Below are 17,002 nucleotides of genomic sequence, written 5' to 3' on the forward strand. Positions count from 1 at the left end.
CCTTCCTCGGCGCGACGTATGACGCCGTGGTCGTGCAGCCATTTGTCATGTTCGGCATCGGTAGCCCGCTTGGTCAAGTCCCCGGCATTGCGAACGAAGCTGGCGGCGCCCACAACACCTACTTCGTGCCGGTCGAATTGAGCTGGAAGCTTGGGACCAGCGGCTTTGCCGTGAAGACAGGTCTCGGTATCGGTGCGCCGGATGGCACGATCAACGGACCCACTGGCCTTGGCAACGTCGGCAACCCGTGGTGGGTTTTCCAGCCTGAAGTGATCGTGTCGTATCTGAAGGACGGCTGGAACCTGAGCGCCGCCTTGTACGAAGAGTTCAGCACCAAGAACTCGCTCGACGGTTATCAGACGGGTGACATCTTCCATGCGGACTTCACTGCTACGAAGACCATCGGAAAGTGGACGTTCGGTCCGGTCGCCTACTATGTGGCGCAGGTTACCAATGACAGCTGCGGCGTCGGCTGTCTGGTTCCGGGCGGCACCGCTGGCAACGCCCAGAGGTTCCATATCTTCGCCCTCGGTGGTTTAGTTGAATACAACTTCGGACCGGCGAGCTTCTCGGTGTGGGCAACGCAAGAGCTGACGGCGAAGGCTTCCAACCCTGCCGTTCCAGTAACCGCGGATGCTTCTCTGATCACTCAGGGCATGACGGTCTTCGCGACGCTCAGCTATCGCCTCTGGGCTCCGGAAGCGCCGGCCACGCCCGCGATGTACCACAAGTAAGTTCTACCTAACCCAAGTCCCCCTTTCGATAGACGTTGATCGTCTATCGGGAGGGGGATTTTTCTTGTCAAAATCAGACTTTGTTAAAATCAGACCCGGTTAAAGTCAGATCCCGGCCCAGCAGGTCTGTCGAAGTCACCTCGGCTTCGATCCCCGATCAGGCGATATGACCGACCGGCGGGACTATCCTTATTCGACGCTGCCGCGGTGCAGGTCGGCCTCGATCTGCAGCCGCGTTCCGCCGCCGAAGCGCGCGCGATAGACCTGCAGATTTTCCATGATCCGCTGCACGTAATTGCGCGTCTCGGCGAACGGTATCTGCTCGACCCAGTCGACCGCGTCGACCTTGGGATCGCGCGGATCGCCATAACGATCGATCCATTTTTTGACGCTGCCGCGGCCGGCATTGTAGGCCGCAAACGTCATGATGTAGGAGCCGCGGTAATCCTCGATCAGGCCGCCGAGTTCGGCCGCACCGAGCGCGGCATTGTAGACCGGATCGTTCTTCAGCCGGCCGAGGTCAAAGCTGGCGCCGTATTTCTTGCATACGTATTTGCCGGCATCCGGCGTCACCTGCATCAGTCCATAGGCCTGCGCCGGTGAGACCACGGCGGGATTGAAAGCGCTCTCCTGCCGCGCGATCGCGAACACGATACTCTGCTCGACATCGGGTCCGATCGATTTGAACGGCGGAATCCCCATCACCGGATAGGCGTAGAAATCGAACGGCAGCCCGCGGTTGAGCGCGGCCTTGCCGACCAGCAGCATGCCACGTGCATCGCCGTAGCGGGAAGCCAGTTCGCCGAGCCCCAGCAGCACATCGGGATCGCCATTATCGCCCATATCGCCGAAAATCGGGATCGCGATCTCGCGCTCATCCAGCGCGTAGAGCAACTGCACGGCGCGGACGACCTCGAGCCGTTCGACCGCGTGTCCGCGGGCGGTGGGCACGTCGTTCAGCTCGATCTGTGGCAGGCCCAGTTTGGCGCGCGCCAGCTGGCCATAATAGCTGGTCGATTGCTCCGCCGCCGCGGCGTACGCGGTGTGGGCCTCCTGGGAGCGGCCCGCGGCTTCGGCGGCGCGGCCCTGCCAATAGCCGGCCCGCGCCAGCGTCGTCGGGTTGACGCTGCCGACGCCGATGCGCGCAAAATGTTGCGCGGCCGTCGCCGGGTCGTTGAGAAAACGCAGCGCAATCCAGCCCGCGGTGAATTCCTGTTCGGTTTTGTAGATATCGCGCGCGGGCAGGGCGGCGTCGCGCGCGATCAGGTAGGCATTGCGGTGTTCGCCGACGTCGAGCATTTTGCGCGACAGCAGCCGCCGTTCGACCCACCATTCATCCAGATTGTACAGGCGGCCGGGATCCTTCGGCGCGCTCAGCATCAGTTGCGCGGCCTCGGGGAATTTCTCTTCCCGGCGCAACAGCTGGATCTTGCTGAAGATATAGCCGGGGTCGCTGTGCAACTCACCCGGCACCGCGTCGAGCAGCGCCCTGGTATTGGGCGCCTTGCGATAGGCCGCGATGCGCGCTTTCGCCAGCGCGACCTCGCCGCTGCCGAGCCGCTTGGCGGCGCGCAGCGCGGCTTCGTGCTCGCTGCCGTAAAGCATCAGATCCATGCGCGCCTTCTGATCGCCCGGCGTCAGCAGGGCCCCGAACAGATCGAGCGCCGTGCTCTCGGTATCCTCCGACATCGCATCGTTGCGCCAGGCCTCCCGCACCAGCCGCTCGGCATTGGCCCGGTCGCCGCGCCCGATCATCGCCCGCGCCAGCGAGAACCGTCCCTTGGCCGACAACGGAGAATCGTTCTCGAACCAGGCCCATGCGGTCGCATCGTCGCGGTGGTCGTCCCACAGCGCCGCTTCGCCGCGGCGGCGCAGGAAATTCTGCGAAGGCCAGCTCGGATTGGCTGATAGGAAGGCGCGGTAGCGCTCGACCGACGCACCGTTGTCGTCGCTGCGCAGGATGATCCATTCGGCGAGCTTCCTGGCCACCGGATCCGATATCGCCGCTTCGGCCTGCGTCGCATCCGCGGGTTGGTGCTTGCGCACGAGCTCGATGACATTCTCCAGCGCGTCGGTATCGGCCTGCGATGTCGATGACGTCGCGGCTACCGCCGCCGGCGTCGGCGGCTTGCGTGCCGGTGGGGGCGGCAAAGCCGCGTGCTGGCGTGTCGCGGGCAGGATCGCGGCGGCCGCAGGCGGGGCAGCTGCCGCGGGCAGGGCAGTTGCCGCAGGCAGGGAGGGCGAATTTTTAGCGGCGGTGTTCCCAGCCGGTGTGGTTTTGGGCACGACATTGCGCGCGATCGGCCGCGGCTTCGGCAATGGAATCTTGGCCTTTGGCGCGGCTTCTGCCGCAGCCCACACCGCTAGTCCCACGGCCAGCGCCAGGGTTGTCGTCATTGCGGTCGATCGCAATGCGGCTGCGCGGGCGGAGGGGGGCACGGCGTTCCTTTGCATCGAATCACGAATTGGCAGTCGGTCTAGGTCTATTTGATTGAATATGTGGGCAAAATAACAAATACGCTGGGACGTGCCGATGTCTGCGCCATCACCGCGGCAAAATCGCGGCTGGTGTGGCGGTTCGGAGGAGACCGCAAGGTGGGGATACGGCCTTGGAATGGCTCAGGTCTTTCACGTGCGGGCCTTTCCCGTCATCGCCAGACCCGTTATGAATGGGGTGCGGCAAGGCCCGCAGCGCGCGTTTGGAGAAGTTCATGGCAGCCAAGACGAATTTCCGGGGATCATTCACCGCCTTGGTCACGCCGTTCAAAAACGGCTCGCTTGACGAAACCGCGTTTCGTGGACTGGTGAGCTGGCAAATCGCCGAGGGGACCCATGGCCTGGTGCCGGTCGGCACCACAGGCGAAAGCCCGACCGTGACCCATGACGAGCACAAGCGCGTCGTCGAATGGTGCATCGATGAAGCCGCCGGGCGCGTTCCCGTGATCGCGGGCGCCGGTTCCAATTCGACCCGGGAGGCTATCGAGCTTGCGCAGCACGCCGAGAAGGCGGGCGCCGATGCGGTTCTGGTGGTGACGCCGTATTACAACAAGCCGACCCAGGAGGGCATGTACCAGCACTTCAAGGCGATCAACGATGCGATCGGAATCCCGATCGTGATCTATAATATCCCGCCGCGCTCGGTGGTCGACATGAGCGTGGACACCATGGCGCGGCTGTTCCAGTTGAAGAACATCGCCGGCGTCAAGGACGCGACCGCGAGCATGGTGCGGGTTTCACAGCAGCGTGCAGTGCTGGGCGAGGATTTCAACCAACTGTCAGGCGAGGATGCCACCGTACTCGGCTACATGGCCCATGGCGGCCATGGCTGTATTTCGGTGACGTCCAATGTCGCGCCGCGGCTGTGTTCGGAGTTTCATCTGGCCTGGCAGAAGGGCGATATCGCCACCGCGCTCAAGCTGCACGACAAGCTGATGCCGCTGCATACCAATCTCTTCATCGAGTCCAACCCGTCGCCGGTCAAATACGCGCTGTCGCTGCTCGGCAAGATGGAGGAGACGCTGCGGCTGCCGATGGTGCCGGTATCCGAGCCGACGCGCGTGGCGGTGCGCAGCGCCATGGTGCATGCAGGCCTGATCAACTAGGCTTTCGACGCAACCACAATCGACGCAACCAGACTTTCGAAATTGTCGCCATGGCACTACGCGAAGCAGAACAGAAGGGCTCCCAGATGCTCAAGGAATTCCGCGATTTCGCGATGAAGGGCAATGTGGTTGACCTCGCGGTCGGTATCATCATCGGAGCCGCCTTCAGCTCTATCGTGACCTCGCTGGTCGGCGATATCATCATGCCGATCATCGGATCGGTCGGCGGTCTCGACTTCTCCAATTATTTCATCGGCCTGTCGACGAAGGTCACGGCCGACAATCTGGCGGACGCGAAAAAGCAGGGCGCCGTGTTGGCCTGGGGCAATTTCCTTACGCTAACGATCAACTTTCTGATCGTCGCCTTTGTGCTGTTCATGGTGATCCGTGCGATGAACACGCTGAAGCGAAAGGATGCCGCCGCACCCGCCGCGCCGCCGAAGCCGACCCGCGAGGAAGAATTGCTCACCGAGATCCGCGATCTCCTGAAGAAGGCGTAACGTGGCCGAGAAGAACGAGCGCCCGATCAAGATCGTCGCTGAAAATCGCAAAGCCCGGTTCAACTATGCCATCGAGGACACGATTGAGGCGGGAATCGCGCTGACCGGCACCGAGGTCAAGTCGATCCGCAACGGCAAGACCACGATCGCGGAATCCTATGCCGATACCAAGGGCGGCGAGATCTGGCTGATCAACGCCAATATTCCCGAATATTTGCAGGCCAACCGCTTCAATCACGAGCCGAAGCGGCCGCGCAAACTGCTGTTGCACCGAAAGCAGATCAACAAGCTGATGGGCGCGGTCGATCGCGACGGCATGACGCTGATACCGCTAAAACTTTATTTCAATGAGCGCGGCCGTGCCAAGCTGTTGCTGGCGGTGGCGAAAGGCAAGAAACTGCACGACAAGCGCGAGACCGAGAAAAAGCGCGACTGGGGCAGGGAGAAGGGCCGCCTGCTGCGGGCGCGGGGATAATACCTTTTCGCTCATCATCATTGCGCGCCGGCAGGTCGCGCGCAGGCGCACTCGATGATAAACTTCATGAAGCCGTCCTCGCCATGACGGCCGATGGAGAAATTCAAGATGAACCAGAAAAACCTGCTCGAAGTCGACTGGAGCAAGATTCCGGCACCGATCGACGACGGCGCAGCGGCGCATCTGGCGGGCAAGACGATCCCGCCTGTCAGCCTGATGGCCACCGACGACACCCTGGTGACGCTGTCGGCGCTGCCGGGGCGAAGCGTGGTGTTCGCCTATCCGCGAACCGGCGAGCCCGGCAAGATCAGCCTGGTCGACGATTGGGACATGATCCCGGGCGCCCGCGGCTGCACGCCCCAGACCTGCGCGTTTCGCGACCTGTTTGCGGAATTGAAGGCCGCCGGCGCGCGCCATGTGTTCGGGCTGTCGACGCAAAGCAATGAATACCAAACCGAAATGGCCTCACGGCTGCATCTGCCGTTTCCGGTCCTCTCCGACGAGAAGCTGGCGCTGACGCGGGCGCTCGATTTGCCGACCATGGCGGTGGCGGGATTGACCATGATGAAGCGGATGGCGCTGATCATCGACGACGCGCGCATCACCCACGTGTTCTATCCGGTATTTCCGCCCGATCGGAACGCCGGCGACGTGCTGGCGTGGTTGAAGCAAAACCCGGTTTGAATTTATTTTGTAGGGTGGGCAAAGGCGCGCTTGCGCCGTGCCCACCGTAAAAGCTGACGGAGTTTTGGTGGGCACGCGGAGCCTGTCATCGGGCGCGCGTTCGCGCGACCCGTTGGCTTTGCCCACCCTACGTATCCAGATCCGCTCTGACTTTCGCAAACACGTTGCGAAACATTTCCGGAGTCAGCACCCGCGTGTTGGTGTTGTAACGCGAGCAATGATAGCTGTCGTACAGCTTCCTGGTGCCGGCCGGATGGATCGCGCCATGCCCAAACGGTGCGGCGGCGCCGCGAATGCCCAGCGCCTTGAGCGTCGAATCATGGGCTATCCGGCCGAGCGCCACAATCGCGCGCAGTCTTGGCATGCCCTCGATGGTCGCCACCAGAAATGGCCGGCACGTGTTGATTTCCGCGGGCAGCGGCTTGTTCTGCGGCGGTACGCAATGTACCGCGTTGCCGATCCGGCAATCGACCAGCGTCAGCCCGTCGTCCGGCCGCGCCAGATATTTGCCTTTGGCAAAGCCGTATTCCAGCAGCGTCGCGTAGAGCAGGTCGCCGGCGAAATCGCCGGTAAACGGCCGTCCGGTGCGATTGGCGCCCTGCAGCCCGGGCGCGAGGCCGACGATCAATAATCGCCCGCCGGGATCGCCGAACGGCGGAACCGGCGCGTTGAACCATTCCGGCTCGCGTGCGCGGGCGGCTTCGCGAAAGCCGGCGAGCCGTGGACAGAGCGGACAATCGCGGTCGGGTTCGGTGCGGAGGGGGGCGCCGGAGGGCGGTGGCGGGGTGCGCGCTGGATCGTTCTCAATCCTCGAAATCGTCGTCATCGCTCCTCGGCGCCATGGTGGTCGCGCGCTGGAGGAATTGCGGCGCATGATGACGCGGCTCGCGCGGAGCCGGACGCTCGGACGGATCGCGGCCGAGCTTGGATTGCAGTTCGACCAGATCGGTGAAGACGTCGGCCTGGCGCCGCAACTCGTCGGCGATCATCGGCGGCTGGCTCGAAATCGTCGAGACCACGGTCACCCGCACGCCGCGGCGCTGCACCGCTTCGACCAGCGAGCGGAAGTCGCCGTCGCCGGAGAACAGCACGATCTGGTCGACATGCTCGGCGAGCTCCATCGCATCGACCGCGAGCTCGATATCCATGTTGCCCTTGACCTTGCGGCGGCCGCTGGCGTCGATGAATTCCTTGGTCGCCTTGGTGACCACGGTGTAGCCGTTGTAATCGAGCCAGTCGATCAGGGGGCGGATCGACGAATACTCCTGATCTTCAATGATCGCGGTGTAATAGAACGCGCGCAGAAGGGTTCCACGGCTCTGGAATTCCTTGAGCAGACGCTTGTAGTCGATGTCGAAGCCGAGCGTCTTGGCGGTGGCGTAGAGATTGGCGCCGTCAATAAAGAGTGCGATCTTATCGGAAGCAGGGGACATTCAGTGTTCTCGCATGGTTGTTACCGTTGAACGTTTTTGGCGCGGCGGCAGCCGGCCGCGCATTTCAAAGATCGAACTTCCGAAGACCGGCGGAGCCTGTCTGGACAGACACCCGCAAATGAGGAAAGTCGGGACAATAGATATGGATTTTACGACTCAATGAAGCGTTTTCTTGTCCGCGCGGCCGTTTGTGTCGGCTGCCGACGCTCCGCTGGTAGGCCCCCAAGATGGGTTAGCAGAGCAGATTACGGAGGCCAAATCACAATTTAGTCTTGCGAAAGGCCCTCCACACCTATAACTAGCGGCCATAACCAACATATTCGGCCCCATTTAACGGAGCGACAGTCGATGGCGCGCGTCACCGTAGAAGATTGCATTGACAAGGTGGACAACCGGTTCGACCTGGTCCTGTTGGCGGCGCACCGCGCCCGCATGATTTCGTCCGGCTCCCAGCTCACGGTCGACCGCGATAACGACAAAAACCCGGTGGTATCGTTGCGCGAAATCGCGGATTCAACGATTTCCCCCGAAGATTTACGGGAAGAACTGGTTCATTCATTGCAGAAATTCGTCGAAGTCGACGAGCCGGAACCCGATACGGTGCCCCTGATCGGATCGGCCGGCGCCAGCGTCGATGCCGACGACACGGAAGTCGCCGTCGAGCGCATGACGGAAGAGGAGCTTCTGAAAGGCCTCGAAGGCCTGGCGCCGCCGGAAGAGCAGCCCGAGGAAGACGAGTAAATCGCCCGATTTCGGCTTTAGGCCTAACGACCCCCATATTCGATTTACCAAAAGCCCGGGCATTTTGTCCGGGCTTTTGCTTTTGCTGGCTTTTTCATGGTTACCATGCTGCGATCGCAGGCGCGGACGGATTCTTCGAAGGCTGTCCCTGATGTGATGGGAGGAACCTGCGGTTTCGCGTTAGAATGCGCCCGCTTGCCCGAAATCGAGCGTTTTCCGTAACCCGGAAGGGTGCCGCTTCGCTCGAGAAGGCACTAGGTTATTCCGGTTATGGTGGTGGGCGGACCCAATCCGAGGGTCCGGGCAAAAAAGGCATTAATTCGATGGCGTATTGGCGCCGCCGCCCAGGACAGATGCAGGCCGCGACCGATTCGGTCGCCGTGGCGCCGCCATTGTCTTTGCCTGAGCTCGCAGCAGCCAAGCCGCCCAGGTCGCCGCGCCCGCGCATGATGCGGCAATACGATCTGGTCGAGCGCGTCCGGTCCTATAACCCTGACACCAACGAAGACCTGCTGAACCGCGCCTATGTCTACGCCATGAAGGCGCATGGCTCGCAGACCCGCGCCTCCGGCGATCCCTATTTTTCGCATCCGCTGGAGGTCGCGGCGATCCTGACCGGCCTCAAGCTCGACGATGCGACCATCGTCGCGGCGCTGCTGCACGACACCATCGAGGATACCGAGGCGACCCGCGCCGAAATCGACCAGATCTTCGGACCCGAGATCGGCGCGCTGGTGGAGGGTCTCACCAAGCTGAAGCGGCTGGAACTGGTGTCGCGCGAGGCCAAGCAGGCCGAGAACCTGCGCAAGCTGCTGCTGGCGATCGCCGACGATGTCCGCGTTCTCCTGATCAAGCTCGCCGACCGTCTGCACAACATGCGCACGCTGGAGTTCGTGCCGCCGACCTCGCGCCGCCGGATCGCCGAGGAGACGCTCGACATTTATGCGCCGCTCGCGGGCCGCATGGGTATGCAGGAGATGCGGGAGGAACTCGAAGACCTTTCGTTCCGCTCGCTCGATCCGGAAGCCTATTCGGTGGTGATGCAACGGCTGGACTCGCTGGCCGACCGCAACCGCAATCTGATCGGCGAAATCGAAAGCCAACTGTCCAAGAACCTGCAGAAGAACGGTGTGGCCGCGCATGTCTATGGCCGGCGCAAGCAGCCGTTTTCGATCTGGACCAAAATGGAGCGCAAGTCGGTCGGCTTCGAACAATTGTCGGATATTTTCGGGTTTCGCGTCGTGATGAATGACGTCGAGGCCTGTTACCGCGCGCTCGGTGTCGTGCACACCACATGGCCGGTGGTGCCCGGCCGGTTCAAGGATTACATCTCGACCCCGAAGCAGAACGATTACCGCTCGATCCACACCACCGTGATCGGTCCCGGCAAGCAGCGCGTCGAGTTGCAGATTCGTACCGAGGAAATGGACCGGATCGCGGAATTCGGCATCGCCGCGCACGCCTTCTACAAGGATGGCGTCGGCTCGCCGACCGAACTCTTAAAGCGCGAATCCAACGCCTTCGCCTGGCTGCGCCACACCATCGCGGTACTCTCGGAAAGCGCCAACCCGGAAGAGTTTCTCGAGCATACCAAGCTCGAGCTGTTTCACGATCAGGTGTTCTGTTTTACGCCGAAGGGAAAGCTGATCGCGCTGCCGCGCCAGGCCAATGTGATTGACTTCGCCTATGCCGTGCACACCGATGTCGGCAACAGCGCGGTCGGCTGCAAGATCAACGGCAAGTTCGCGCCGCTGTCGTCCGAACTGACGAACGGCGACGAAGTGGAGGTTTTGACCTCGGAGGCCCAGTCGGCACCGCCGTCCGCGTGGGAATCGCTCGCGGTCACCGGCAAGGCGCGGGCGGCGATCCGGCGCGCCACCCGCACCGCCGTGCGCGATCAATATGCCGGTCTCGGCCGCCGTATCGTCGAGCGGCTGTTCGTGCGCGCCAAGATCGAATATGGCGACGACAAGCTCAAGGGCGCGCTGCCGCGGCTGGCGCGTGCCTCGATCGATGACGTGATGGCCGCGGTCGGCCGCGGCGAGATGAAGGCCTCCGATGTCGCGCGCGCGATGTATCCGGACTACAAGGAAGAGCGGGTGGCACGATACGGCGCGAAGAAAAGCCTCGCCGACAAGCTGAAGATGAAATCGCCGCCCGACCCGGCGCGCAGCCCGTCCGCCATTCCGATCCGCGGCATCAATTCCGGCCTGCCGGTCAAGTTCGCGCCGAACGGCGGCGCGGTGCCGGGCGACCGCATCATCGGCATCGTCTCGCCGGGGGAAGGCATCACGATCTATCCGATCCAGTCGCCGGCGCTGAAGGATTTCGAGGAGGAGCCGGAGCGCTGGCTCGACGTGCGCTGGGACGTCGACGAATCGACGCCGCAGCGTTTTCCGGCGCGAATCCTGGTCGACAACGTCAACGAGCCCGGCAGCCTGGCCCAGGTCGCCACCGTGATCGCCGAGCATGACGGCAATATCGACAATATCAGCATGCACCGGCGCTCCCCGGATTTCACCGAGCTCACCATCGATCTTGAGGTCTATGACCTCAAGCATCTCAGCGCTATTATCGCCCAGTTACGCGCCAAGGCCGTGGTCGCACGGGTCGAGCGCGTTAACGGGTAGTAAGTTCGTCATTGCCGAGCTTGACCCGGCAATGCATTCTTTTCAAGAAGATGGATGCGCAGGTCGAGCCCGTGCATGACGGTTGGAGGTGTTCCAGTCGTTTTCAAAATTCTTTCGCGAGTCCCGCATGGCCCATCCTCCGCTGCGTCTCGGAGTTAATGTCGATCACGTCGCCACCCTTCGCAACGCGCGGGCGGGGCGCAATCCCGATCCGGTGCGCGCCGCGCTGGCCGCGATCGAGGCCGGCGCCGACGGCATTACCGCGCATCTGCGCGAGGATCGCCGTCACATCCGTGACGAGGATATGGTGCGGCTGAAGGCGGAAATCTCCAAACCGCTGAATTTCGAGATGGCGGCGACGCAGGACATGCTGCGCATCTCGCTGGCGACCAGGCCTCATGCGGTGTGCCTGGTGCCCGAACGCCGGCAAGAGCTCACGACCGAGGGCGGTCTCGACGTGGTCGGACAGCACAATGCGCTGGCGCCGTTCATCGGCCGGTTGAACGATGCCGGGATACGGGTGTCGCTGTTTATCGCCGCCGATCCCGCCCAGATCGAAATGGCGGCCAGGCTGCGGGCGCCGGTCATTGAGATCCACACCGGCGCCTGGTGCGACGCCGTGGTCGACGGCCATGCCGCGAAAGCGGCATCCGAATGGCAGCGCATCGTCGCGGGCGCCGCGCTGGCGCGCTCGGCCGGCCTCGAGGTCCATGCCGGTCACGGTCTCGACTATGCGACCGCGGAAAAGATCGCGTCATTGCCGCAGATATTCGAGCTGAATATCGGCTACTACATGATCGGGGAGGCGCTGTTCGTGGGCCTCGGCGCGACCGTTCGCGCGATGCGGGCCGCGATGGATCGTGGGCGCCAAAATCTCGCGAGCCCAACATGATCATCGGCATCGGTTCTGATCTGATCGACATCCGCCGCGTCGCCAAGGTCATCGAACGCCACGGCGAGCGCTTTCTCGACCGCATTTTCACCGACGCCGAGCGCGCCCGGGCCGAGCGCCGCGCCAAAAGCGAGAAAATGGTGGTGGCGACCTACGCCAAGCGGTTCGCCGCCAAGGAGGCCTGTTCCAAGGCGCTGGGCACCGGCATCCGGCGCGGCGTCTGGTGGCGGGACATGGGGGTGGTGAACCTGCCGGGCGGCCGGCCCACCATGCAACTGACCGGCGGGGCGCTGGCCCGGCTCGCGGAGCTGACGCCACAGGGCTATGAGGCGCGGATCGACCTCAGCATTACCGACGACTGGCCGCTGGCGCAGGCCTTCGTCATAATTTCGGCCGTTCACCCCGGCAAACCCTGACCCGTCGGGGCCGCTTACGGCCGGTACCCCGGCAAAACTAAAAATCCTAGGCTTGTCAGTGGATTAGCAAGTTTTGATAGAGCCGTTGATTGCGCGGCTGCGAACAACCGTCTAAAACGCCGCAGGGAACATCGAAGCGGAGTGAGTTCGGGTCTGCGCCGGAATTCGCTCTCAACATCAGAATCAAGGCCATTTTCCAGACGCGAAGCCAAGCGCTCCTCGCGTGAGGAACATGTTCTGCCACCGCGCGGGAAACGCGACGGGGAAATAGGAAAACGATGAGCGTGACATCCGGCACAAAAACCGAAAGCGGCTTGGGTGAAACCGTCCGCGTCGTCATCCATGCGCTGTTGATCGCTCTGGTGATCCGCACCTTTCTGTTCCAGCCCTTCAACATCCCCTCGGGATCGATGAAGGCGACGCTCTTGGTCGGCGATTATCTGTTCGTCTCGAAATATTCCTATGGCTACAGCCACTATTCGCTGCCGCTGTCACCGCCGCTGTTTTCGGGCCGGATATTCGGATCCGAGCCGGCGCGCGGCGATATCGTGGTGTTCCGCCTGCCCAAGGATGACACCACCGACTACATCAAGCGCGTGATCGGGTTGCCCGGCGATCGCATCCAGATGAAGGAGGGGCTGCTCTACATCAACGAGAAGCCGGTGGTCCGCGAACGGCTGAGCGATTTCATCGGCGAAGACCCCTGCGGGTCCGACGCCACCGCACGGGTCAAGCGCTGGAAGGAGACGCTGCCGAACGGCGTCAGCTACGAGTCGCTGGATTGCGTCGACAACGGTTTCTACGACAACACCATCGTCTACACCGTGCCGCCGGGCAATTTCTTCATGATGGGCGACAACAGGGACAACTCGACCGACAGCCGGGTGTTGTCGGCGGTAGGCTACGTGCCGTTCGAGAATCTGGTCGGCCGGGCCCAGATGATTTTCTTCTCGATTGCCGAAGGCGAACACGCCTGGATGTTCTGGCGCTGGCCCACCGCGGTGCGCTGGAATCGCATATTCTCAATTGTGCGATGAACGACGAAACACCTGACATCCAGATCCTGTCGTCATCCGGCGAAGCAAGCCCCCAGCCTGACGCCGGCCGCGAACCTGCGGCCAAGAAGAAGCGCTCCAAGATCAGCGCCAAAGCGGCTGCCGCGGCGCTCGAGGCGCGCATCGGGCACAAGTTTTCCGATGCAGCCCTGCTCACCACGGCGTTCACGCATGTTTCCGCGCTGAAATCGGCGCGCAAGCGCGGCGACAGTTACCAGCGCCTCGAATTCCTCGGCGATCACGTCCTGGGATTGATCGTGTCCGACATGCTGTACCGCGCCTTTCCGGGCGCCGACGAAGGCGAACTGTCGAAGCGGCTCGCCGATCTCGTGCGCAAGGAGAGCTGCGCGGATGTGGCGAAGTCGCTCGGGCTGCTCGATGACATCAAGCTGGGCGCGGTCGGGGCGGGGGCCGGTGCCCGCTTGCGCAAATCCGTGCTCGGCGACATCTGCGAGGCGGTGATCGGCGCGGTGTTTCTCGACGGCGGCTATGCCGCCGCGGCGCAGTTCGTCGAACGCAACTGGACCGAGCGGATGCACAAGCCGCGGCGGCCGCTGCGCGATCCCAAGACGGTGTTGCAGGAATGGGCCCAGGGCAAGGGTCTGCCGACGCCGGTTTATCGCGAGGTCGAACGCACCGGGCCGCATCACGATCCGCAGTTCCGGGTCGCCGTGGATTTGCCGGGGCTCGAGCCGGCCGAAGGCGTTGGCGGCAGCAAGCGGGCGGCCGAGAAGGTCGCAGCTTCCGTCATGATTGCGCGCGAAGGCGTCGGCGGCGGCAACAATGATGGATGACACAACGGACGACATGGACGACACCCCCAATGAAGCTGCACCGGTTGCGACGCGCTGCGGCTTTGTCGCGCTGATCGGCGCGCCCAATGTCGGCAAGTCCACGCTGGTCAATGCGCTGGTCGGCTCCAAGGTCACGATCGTCTCGCGCAAGGTGCAGACCACCCGCGCGCTGATCCGCGGCATCGTGATCGAAAACAATGCGCAGATCATTCTGGTCGACACGCCCGGGATTTTCCTGCCCAAACGCCGGTTGGACCGCGCCATGGTGTCGACCGCGTGGAGCGGGGCGCATGACGCCGATCTGGTGTGCGTATTGCTCGACGCGCGCCAAGGCATCGACGAGGAAGCCGATGCGATCCTCACCAAGGTGGCCACCGTTCGCCACCAGAGAATCCTGGTGCTGAACAAGATCGATCTGGTGCCGCGCGAAAAACTGCTGGCGCTGGCCAAGGCCGCCAATGACCGCCTGAGTTTCGAAAACACCTTCATGGTCTCGGCGCTGTCGGGCGACGGCGTCGACGATTTGCGCCGTACGCTGGCCGCGATGGTGCCGCCGGGACCGTTTCATTACCCCGAAGACCAGATGTCCGACGCGCCGATGCGGCATCTGGCGGCCGAAATCACCCGGGAGAAGATCTTCCGCCAATTGCACCAGGAATTGCCGTATCAGTCGACCGTCGAGACCGATAGCTGGACCGAGCGCAAGGACAAATCGATCCGTATCGAGCAGACGATTTTTGTCGAGCGCGAAAGCCAGCGCAAGATCGTGCTCGGCAAGGGCGGCGCCACCATCAAGTCGATCGGCGCGGATTCGCGCAAGGAGATCGCCGAGATTGTAGGCGTGCCCGTGCATCTGTTTCTGTTTGTGAAGGTGCGCGAGAACTGGGGCGACGATCCCAACCGCTACCGTGAAATGGGACTTGAATTCCCCAAGGAATAATAAGCAATGACCGGCCTGCGATGAACGTACCCAAGAACGTGCTGTGGTTTGAAGTGCTGCTCTATCTGTCGCTTACCCTTGATGCGCTGTCGGTCGCGTTTCAGGATCGCACGCCTAGCCCTGATCTGACCGAATCGGTGATCCTGATCGCGAACGTGTTCGCGGCCTTCCTGATCCTGTTGATGTTTTATTTCGTCTGGCTCGCCGCGCAGCGCCGGAAGAACTGGCCACGCTGGGCTTTGATCGCCTCGTTGGTGCTTTCGGTGATCCAGCTGGTGCAAATTGTCGGCGACAGCGGGATGCAGCTCGATAGCGCGATCGAGGTCATGTCCTGCGCCCTGACGGCGGCCGGACTGTATTTTTCCTTCACCGGCGATGCCAAGGGCTGGTTCAACGGGTGAGTAATTGTAGGGTGGGCAAAGGCGCGCTCTACGCGCCGTGCCCACCACTGGAATTCGTCCACCAAAAATCCGAGGGGCACTGCTCGTCGGCGTGGTGGGCTCGCTTCGCTTAGCCCACCCTACATGATAGACTTGGGCCCATGGAATGGACCGACGAAGGCATCGTGCTGGGGGTGCGGCGGCATGGCGAATCCTCGGCCATTGTCGAGCTCCTGACGCGCGGCCATGGCCGTCACCTCGGCCTGGTGCGCGGCGGCGCGGGCAAGCGGATGCGGCCGATGCTGCAGCCCGGCAACAGTGTGTCAGCGGTGTGGCGGGCGCGGCTCGACGAGCATCTCGGCTATTATGTGATCGAGGGCACCAGGCTGCGCGCGGCCACCGTGCTGGCATCCTCGCACGCGGTCTACGGCGTCACGCATCTGGCCTCGCTGGCGCGACTGTTGCCGGAGCGCGATCCCCATGAAGACATCTACGAGATGCTGGAACGCACCCTGGACGATTTCGACGACATCGGCGAAGCCGCCATTCATCTCGTCAAATTCGAACTGGCGATGCTGGCCGAGCTCGGCTTCGGGCTCGATCTGGAAAACTGCGCCGCCACCGGCACCACCACCGAGCTGATTTATGTTTCGCCGAAATCCGGCGGCGCGGTGTCGCGGCAGGCCGGCGATCCCTGGCGCGACCGGCTGTTGCGGCTGCCGCCGTTCCTGCGCCAGGGCGGCGGCGGCCCCAACGGGTGGTCGGACCAGGATCTGCAGGACGGGTTTGCGCTGACCGGCATGTTTCTGCTGCGTCACGTGCTGGAGCCGCGCGGGCAGGGCCATTCCGACGCCCGGGACGGGTTTATCAACGCGGTGGTGAGGTACCGGGCGAGCGTAGCGGTTCCGTAGCGCGGCCGGGCAGCCTAAATTGGCCGCTGATTCGCATCTTGCCCGATTCACCACGAAAGTTTAACGCCTCCCCATGGGAAAACGACAGCTACCACCGGAAGAGCCGGCCGAAATTCACGAGGTGATGCTGCGCGATGCGCTGGAAGAGCGCTATCTCGCTTACGCGCTCTCGACCATCATGCATCGCGCGCTGCCCGATGCCCGCGATGGCCTCAAGCCTGTGCATCGGCGCATTCTCTACGGCATGCGGCTGCTGCGGCTCGATCCCGGCACCCCGTTCAAGAAATCCGCCAAGATCGTCGGCGACGTGATGGGTTCGTTCCATCCGCATGGCGACCAGTCGATCTACGACGCGCTGGTGCGCCTCGCGCAGGATTTCTCCTCGCGCTATCCTCTGGTCGACGGCCAGGGCAATTTCGGCAATATCGACGGCGATAATCCGGCCGCCTACCGCTACACCGAAGCGCGCATGACCGAGGTCGCGCGGCTCCTGCTCGAAGGCATCGACGAGGACGGCGTCGAATTCCGCGCCAATTACGACGGCCAGTCGAAAGAGCCGATCGTGCTGCCGGGCGGATTTCCTAACCTGCTGGCCAATGGCGCGCAGGGCATCGCGGTCGGTATGGCGACCTCGATTCCGCCGCACAACGCGGCTGAGCTGTGCGACGCCGCGCTGCATCTGATCGACAAGCCCGAGGCGAAGTCGAAGACGCTGCTGAAATGGGTCAAGGGTCCGGATTTTCCGACCGGCGGCATCATCGTCGACTCCAAGGAGAGCATCGCCGAGGCTTACATGACCGGGCGCGGATCGTTCC

General features: G+C 62.9%; 18 protein-coding genes. 15 read left to right on the forward strand and 3 right to left on the reverse strand.

Annotation, left to right across the window (positions count from 1 at the left end; all coding sequences use genetic code 11):
* On the forward strand, positions 1 to 734 hold a 734-nt coding region (locus ABR948_RS18690; protein WP_428120566.1), incomplete at its 5' end, for a transporter.
* 189 nt (positions 735 to 923) lie between these two features.
* Here the strand turns inward: ABR948_RS18690 and ABR948_RS18695 are convergent.
* A complete protein-coding gene (locus ABR948_RS18695) occupies positions 924 to 3,131 on the reverse strand; it encodes a lytic transglycosylase domain-containing protein (protein WP_428120568.1) in 2,208 nt (735 codons plus the stop codon).
* Between the two features lie 314 nt (positions 3,132 to 3,445).
* Here ABR948_RS18695 and dapA point away from each other — a divergent pair, with 314 nt between their 5' ends.
* The 4 genes from dapA to ABR948_RS18715 all read left to right on the forward strand — a co-directional run bounded on the left by dapA (position 3,446) and on the right by ABR948_RS18715 (position 5,995).
* Positions 3,446 to 4,336, forward strand: coding sequence for a 4-hydroxy-tetrahydrodipicolinate synthase (gene dapA, locus ABR948_RS18700; RefSeq protein ID WP_428120570.1), 891 nt, complete (start codon positions 3,446 to 3,448; stop codon positions 4,334 to 4,336).
* A gap of 86 nt (positions 4,337 to 4,422) precedes the next feature.
* Positions 4,423 to 4,836 (forward strand): large conductance mechanosensitive channel protein MscL, encoded by a 414-nt coding sequence (gene mscL / locus ABR948_RS18705; RefSeq protein ID WP_428120597.1) that lies wholly within the window; start codon positions 4,423 to 4,425, stop codon positions 4,834 to 4,836.
* A gap of 1 nt (position 4,837) precedes the next feature.
* Positions 4,838 to 5,311 (forward strand): SsrA-binding protein SmpB, encoded by a 474-nt coding sequence (gene smpB, locus ABR948_RS18710; protein ID WP_213742043.1) that lies wholly within the window; start codon positions 4,838 to 4,840, stop codon positions 5,309 to 5,311.
* Positions 5,312 to 5,419: 108 nt separating this feature from the next.
* On the forward strand, positions 5,420 to 5,995 hold the full coding sequence (locus ABR948_RS18715; RefSeq protein ID WP_428120573.1) for a peroxiredoxin: 576 nt from the start codon (positions 5,420 to 5,422) through the stop codon (positions 5,993 to 5,995).
* A 127-nt stretch (positions 5,996 to 6,122) separates the two neighbouring features.
* Here ABR948_RS18715 and ABR948_RS18720 read toward each other — a convergent pair whose 3' ends face one another.
* Both ABR948_RS18720 and ABR948_RS18725 read right to left on the reverse strand, forming a co-directional pair.
* Complete coding sequence (locus tag ABR948_RS18720; RefSeq protein ID WP_428120575.1) at positions 6,123 to 6,821, reverse strand: uracil-DNA glycosylase; 699 nt, start codon at positions 6,819 to 6,821, stop codon at positions 6,123 to 6,125.
* Complete coding sequence (locus tag ABR948_RS18725; protein WP_428120577.1) at positions 6,799 to 7,428, reverse strand: LabA-like NYN domain-containing protein; 630 nt, start codon at positions 7,426 to 7,428, stop codon at positions 6,799 to 6,801. The genes ABR948_RS18720 and ABR948_RS18725 overlap by 23 nt, the downstream gene beginning before the upstream one ends.
* A gap of 348 nt (positions 7,429 to 7,776) precedes the next feature.
* Between ABR948_RS18725 and rpoZ the strand changes: the two genes are divergently transcribed.
* The 10 genes from rpoZ to ABR948_RS18775 form a co-directional block, all read left to right on the forward strand.
* The gene (rpoZ, locus tag ABR948_RS18730) at positions 7,777 to 8,169 is read left to right on the forward strand and encodes a DNA-directed RNA polymerase subunit omega (protein ID WP_024512695.1); all 393 of its coding nucleotides are present in this window, start codon (positions 7,777 to 7,779) and stop codon (positions 8,167 to 8,169) included.
* A gap of 323 nt (positions 8,170 to 8,492) precedes the next feature.
* Positions 8,493 to 10,799, forward strand: a complete 2,307-nt coding sequence (locus ABR948_RS18735; RefSeq protein WP_428120581.1) for a RelA/SpoT family protein — start codon at positions 8,493 to 8,495, stop codon at positions 10,797 to 10,799.
* Between the two features lie 127 nt (positions 10,800 to 10,926).
* Positions 10,927 to 11,691: a pyridoxine 5'-phosphate synthase gene (locus ABR948_RS18740; RefSeq protein WP_428120583.1), complete on the forward strand. Its 765-nt coding sequence runs from the start codon at positions 10,927 to 10,929 to the stop codon at positions 11,689 to 11,691.
* Complete coding sequence (acpS, locus tag ABR948_RS18745) at positions 11,688 to 12,107, forward strand: holo-ACP synthase (RefSeq protein ID WP_428120585.1); 420 nt, start codon at positions 11,688 to 11,690, stop codon at positions 12,105 to 12,107. The genes ABR948_RS18740 and acpS overlap by 4 nt, the downstream gene beginning before the upstream one ends.
* 278 nt (positions 12,108 to 12,385) lie before the next feature.
* Entirely contained in the window at positions 12,386 to 13,144 is a 759-nt protein-coding gene (gene lepB / locus ABR948_RS18750) for a signal peptidase I (RefSeq protein WP_428120587.1), read from the forward strand.
* The gene (rnc, locus tag ABR948_RS18755; protein WP_428120589.1) at positions 13,141 to 13,956 is read left to right on the forward strand and encodes a ribonuclease III; all 816 of its coding nucleotides are present in this window, start codon (positions 13,141 to 13,143) and stop codon (positions 13,954 to 13,956) included. Before lepB ends, rnc begins: the two co-directional genes overlap by 4 nt.
* A 13-nt stretch (positions 13,957 to 13,969) precedes the next feature.
* Positions 13,970 to 14,896 (forward strand): GTPase Era, encoded by a 927-nt coding sequence (era, locus tag ABR948_RS18760; RefSeq protein WP_428120599.1) that lies wholly within the window; start codon positions 13,970 to 13,972, stop codon positions 14,894 to 14,896.
* Positions 14,897 to 14,916: 20 nt separating this feature from the next.
* Positions 14,917 to 15,297 carry a hypothetical protein gene (locus tag ABR948_RS18765; protein WP_428120591.1) on the forward strand — a complete coding sequence of 127 codons (381 nt, stop codon included), beginning with the start codon at positions 14,917 to 14,919 and terminating at the stop codon, positions 15,295 to 15,297.
* A 140-nt stretch (positions 15,298 to 15,437) separates the two neighbouring features.
* Positions 15,438 to 16,187, forward strand: coding sequence for a DNA repair protein RecO (gene recO, locus ABR948_RS18770; protein ID WP_428120593.1), 750 nt, complete (start codon positions 15,438 to 15,440; stop codon positions 16,185 to 16,187).
* Positions 16,188 to 16,260: 73 nt separating this feature from the next.
* Positions 16,261 to 17,002, forward strand: a 742-nt coding sequence (locus tag ABR948_RS18775) for a DNA gyrase subunit A (protein ID WP_428120595.1), incomplete at its 3' end; no start/stop codon positions are given.

Source organism: Bradyrhizobium sp. (genome assembly GCF_050014615.1).
In the GTDB taxonomy this organism is placed as follows: Bacteria; Pseudomonadota; Alphaproteobacteria; order Rhizobiales; family Xanthobacteraceae; genus Bradyrhizobium.

Coding starts and splice junctions, on each gene's coding strand:
- era (WP_428120599.1), top strand. CDS start 13,970: ATGGACGACACCCCCAATGAAGCTGCACCGGTTGCGACGCGCTGCGGC.
- dapA (WP_428120570.1), top strand. CDS start 3,446: ATGGCAGCCAAGACGAATTTCCGGGGATCATTCACCGCCTTGGTCACG.
- rpoZ (WP_024512695.1), top strand. CDS start 7,777: ATGGCGCGCGTCACCGTAGAAGATTGCATTGACAAGGTGGACAACCGG.
- recO (WP_428120593.1), top strand. CDS start 15,438: ATGGAATGGACCGACGAAGGCATCGTGCTGGGGGTGCGGCGGCATGGC.
- ABR948_RS18725 (WP_428120577.1), bottom strand. CDS start 7,428: ATGTCCCCTGCTTCCGATAAGATCGCACTCTTTATTGACGGCGCCAAT.
- ABR948_RS18735 (WP_428120581.1), top strand. CDS start 8,493: ATGGCGTATTGGCGCCGCCGCCCAGGACAGATGCAGGCCGCGACCGAT.
- ABR948_RS18765 (WP_428120591.1), top strand. CDS start 14,917: ATGAACGTACCCAAGAACGTGCTGTGGTTTGAAGTGCTGCTCTATCTG.
- lepB (WP_428120587.1), top strand. CDS start 12,386: ATGAGCGTGACATCCGGCACAAAAACCGAAAGCGGCTTGGGTGAAACC.
- ABR948_RS18720 (WP_428120575.1), bottom strand. CDS start 6,821: ATGACGACGATTTCGAGGATTGAGAACGATCCAGCGCGCACCCCGCCA.
- mscL (WP_428120597.1), top strand. CDS start 4,423: ATGCTCAAGGAATTCCGCGATTTCGCGATGAAGGGCAATGTGGTTGAC.
- rnc (WP_428120589.1), top strand. CDS start 13,141: ATGAACGACGAAACACCTGACATCCAGATCCTGTCGTCATCCGGCGAA.
- ABR948_RS18695 (WP_428120568.1), bottom strand. CDS start 3,131: ATGACGACAACCCTGGCGCTGGCCGTGGGACTAGCGGTGTGGGCTGCG.
- acpS (WP_428120585.1), top strand. CDS start 11,688: ATGATCATCGGCATCGGTTCTGATCTGATCGACATCCGCCGCGTCGCC.
- ABR948_RS18715 (WP_428120573.1), top strand. CDS start 5,420: ATGAACCAGAAAAACCTGCTCGAAGTCGACTGGAGCAAGATTCCGGCA.
- ABR948_RS18740 (WP_428120583.1), top strand. CDS start 10,927: ATGGCCCATCCTCCGCTGCGTCTCGGAGTTAATGTCGATCACGTCGCC.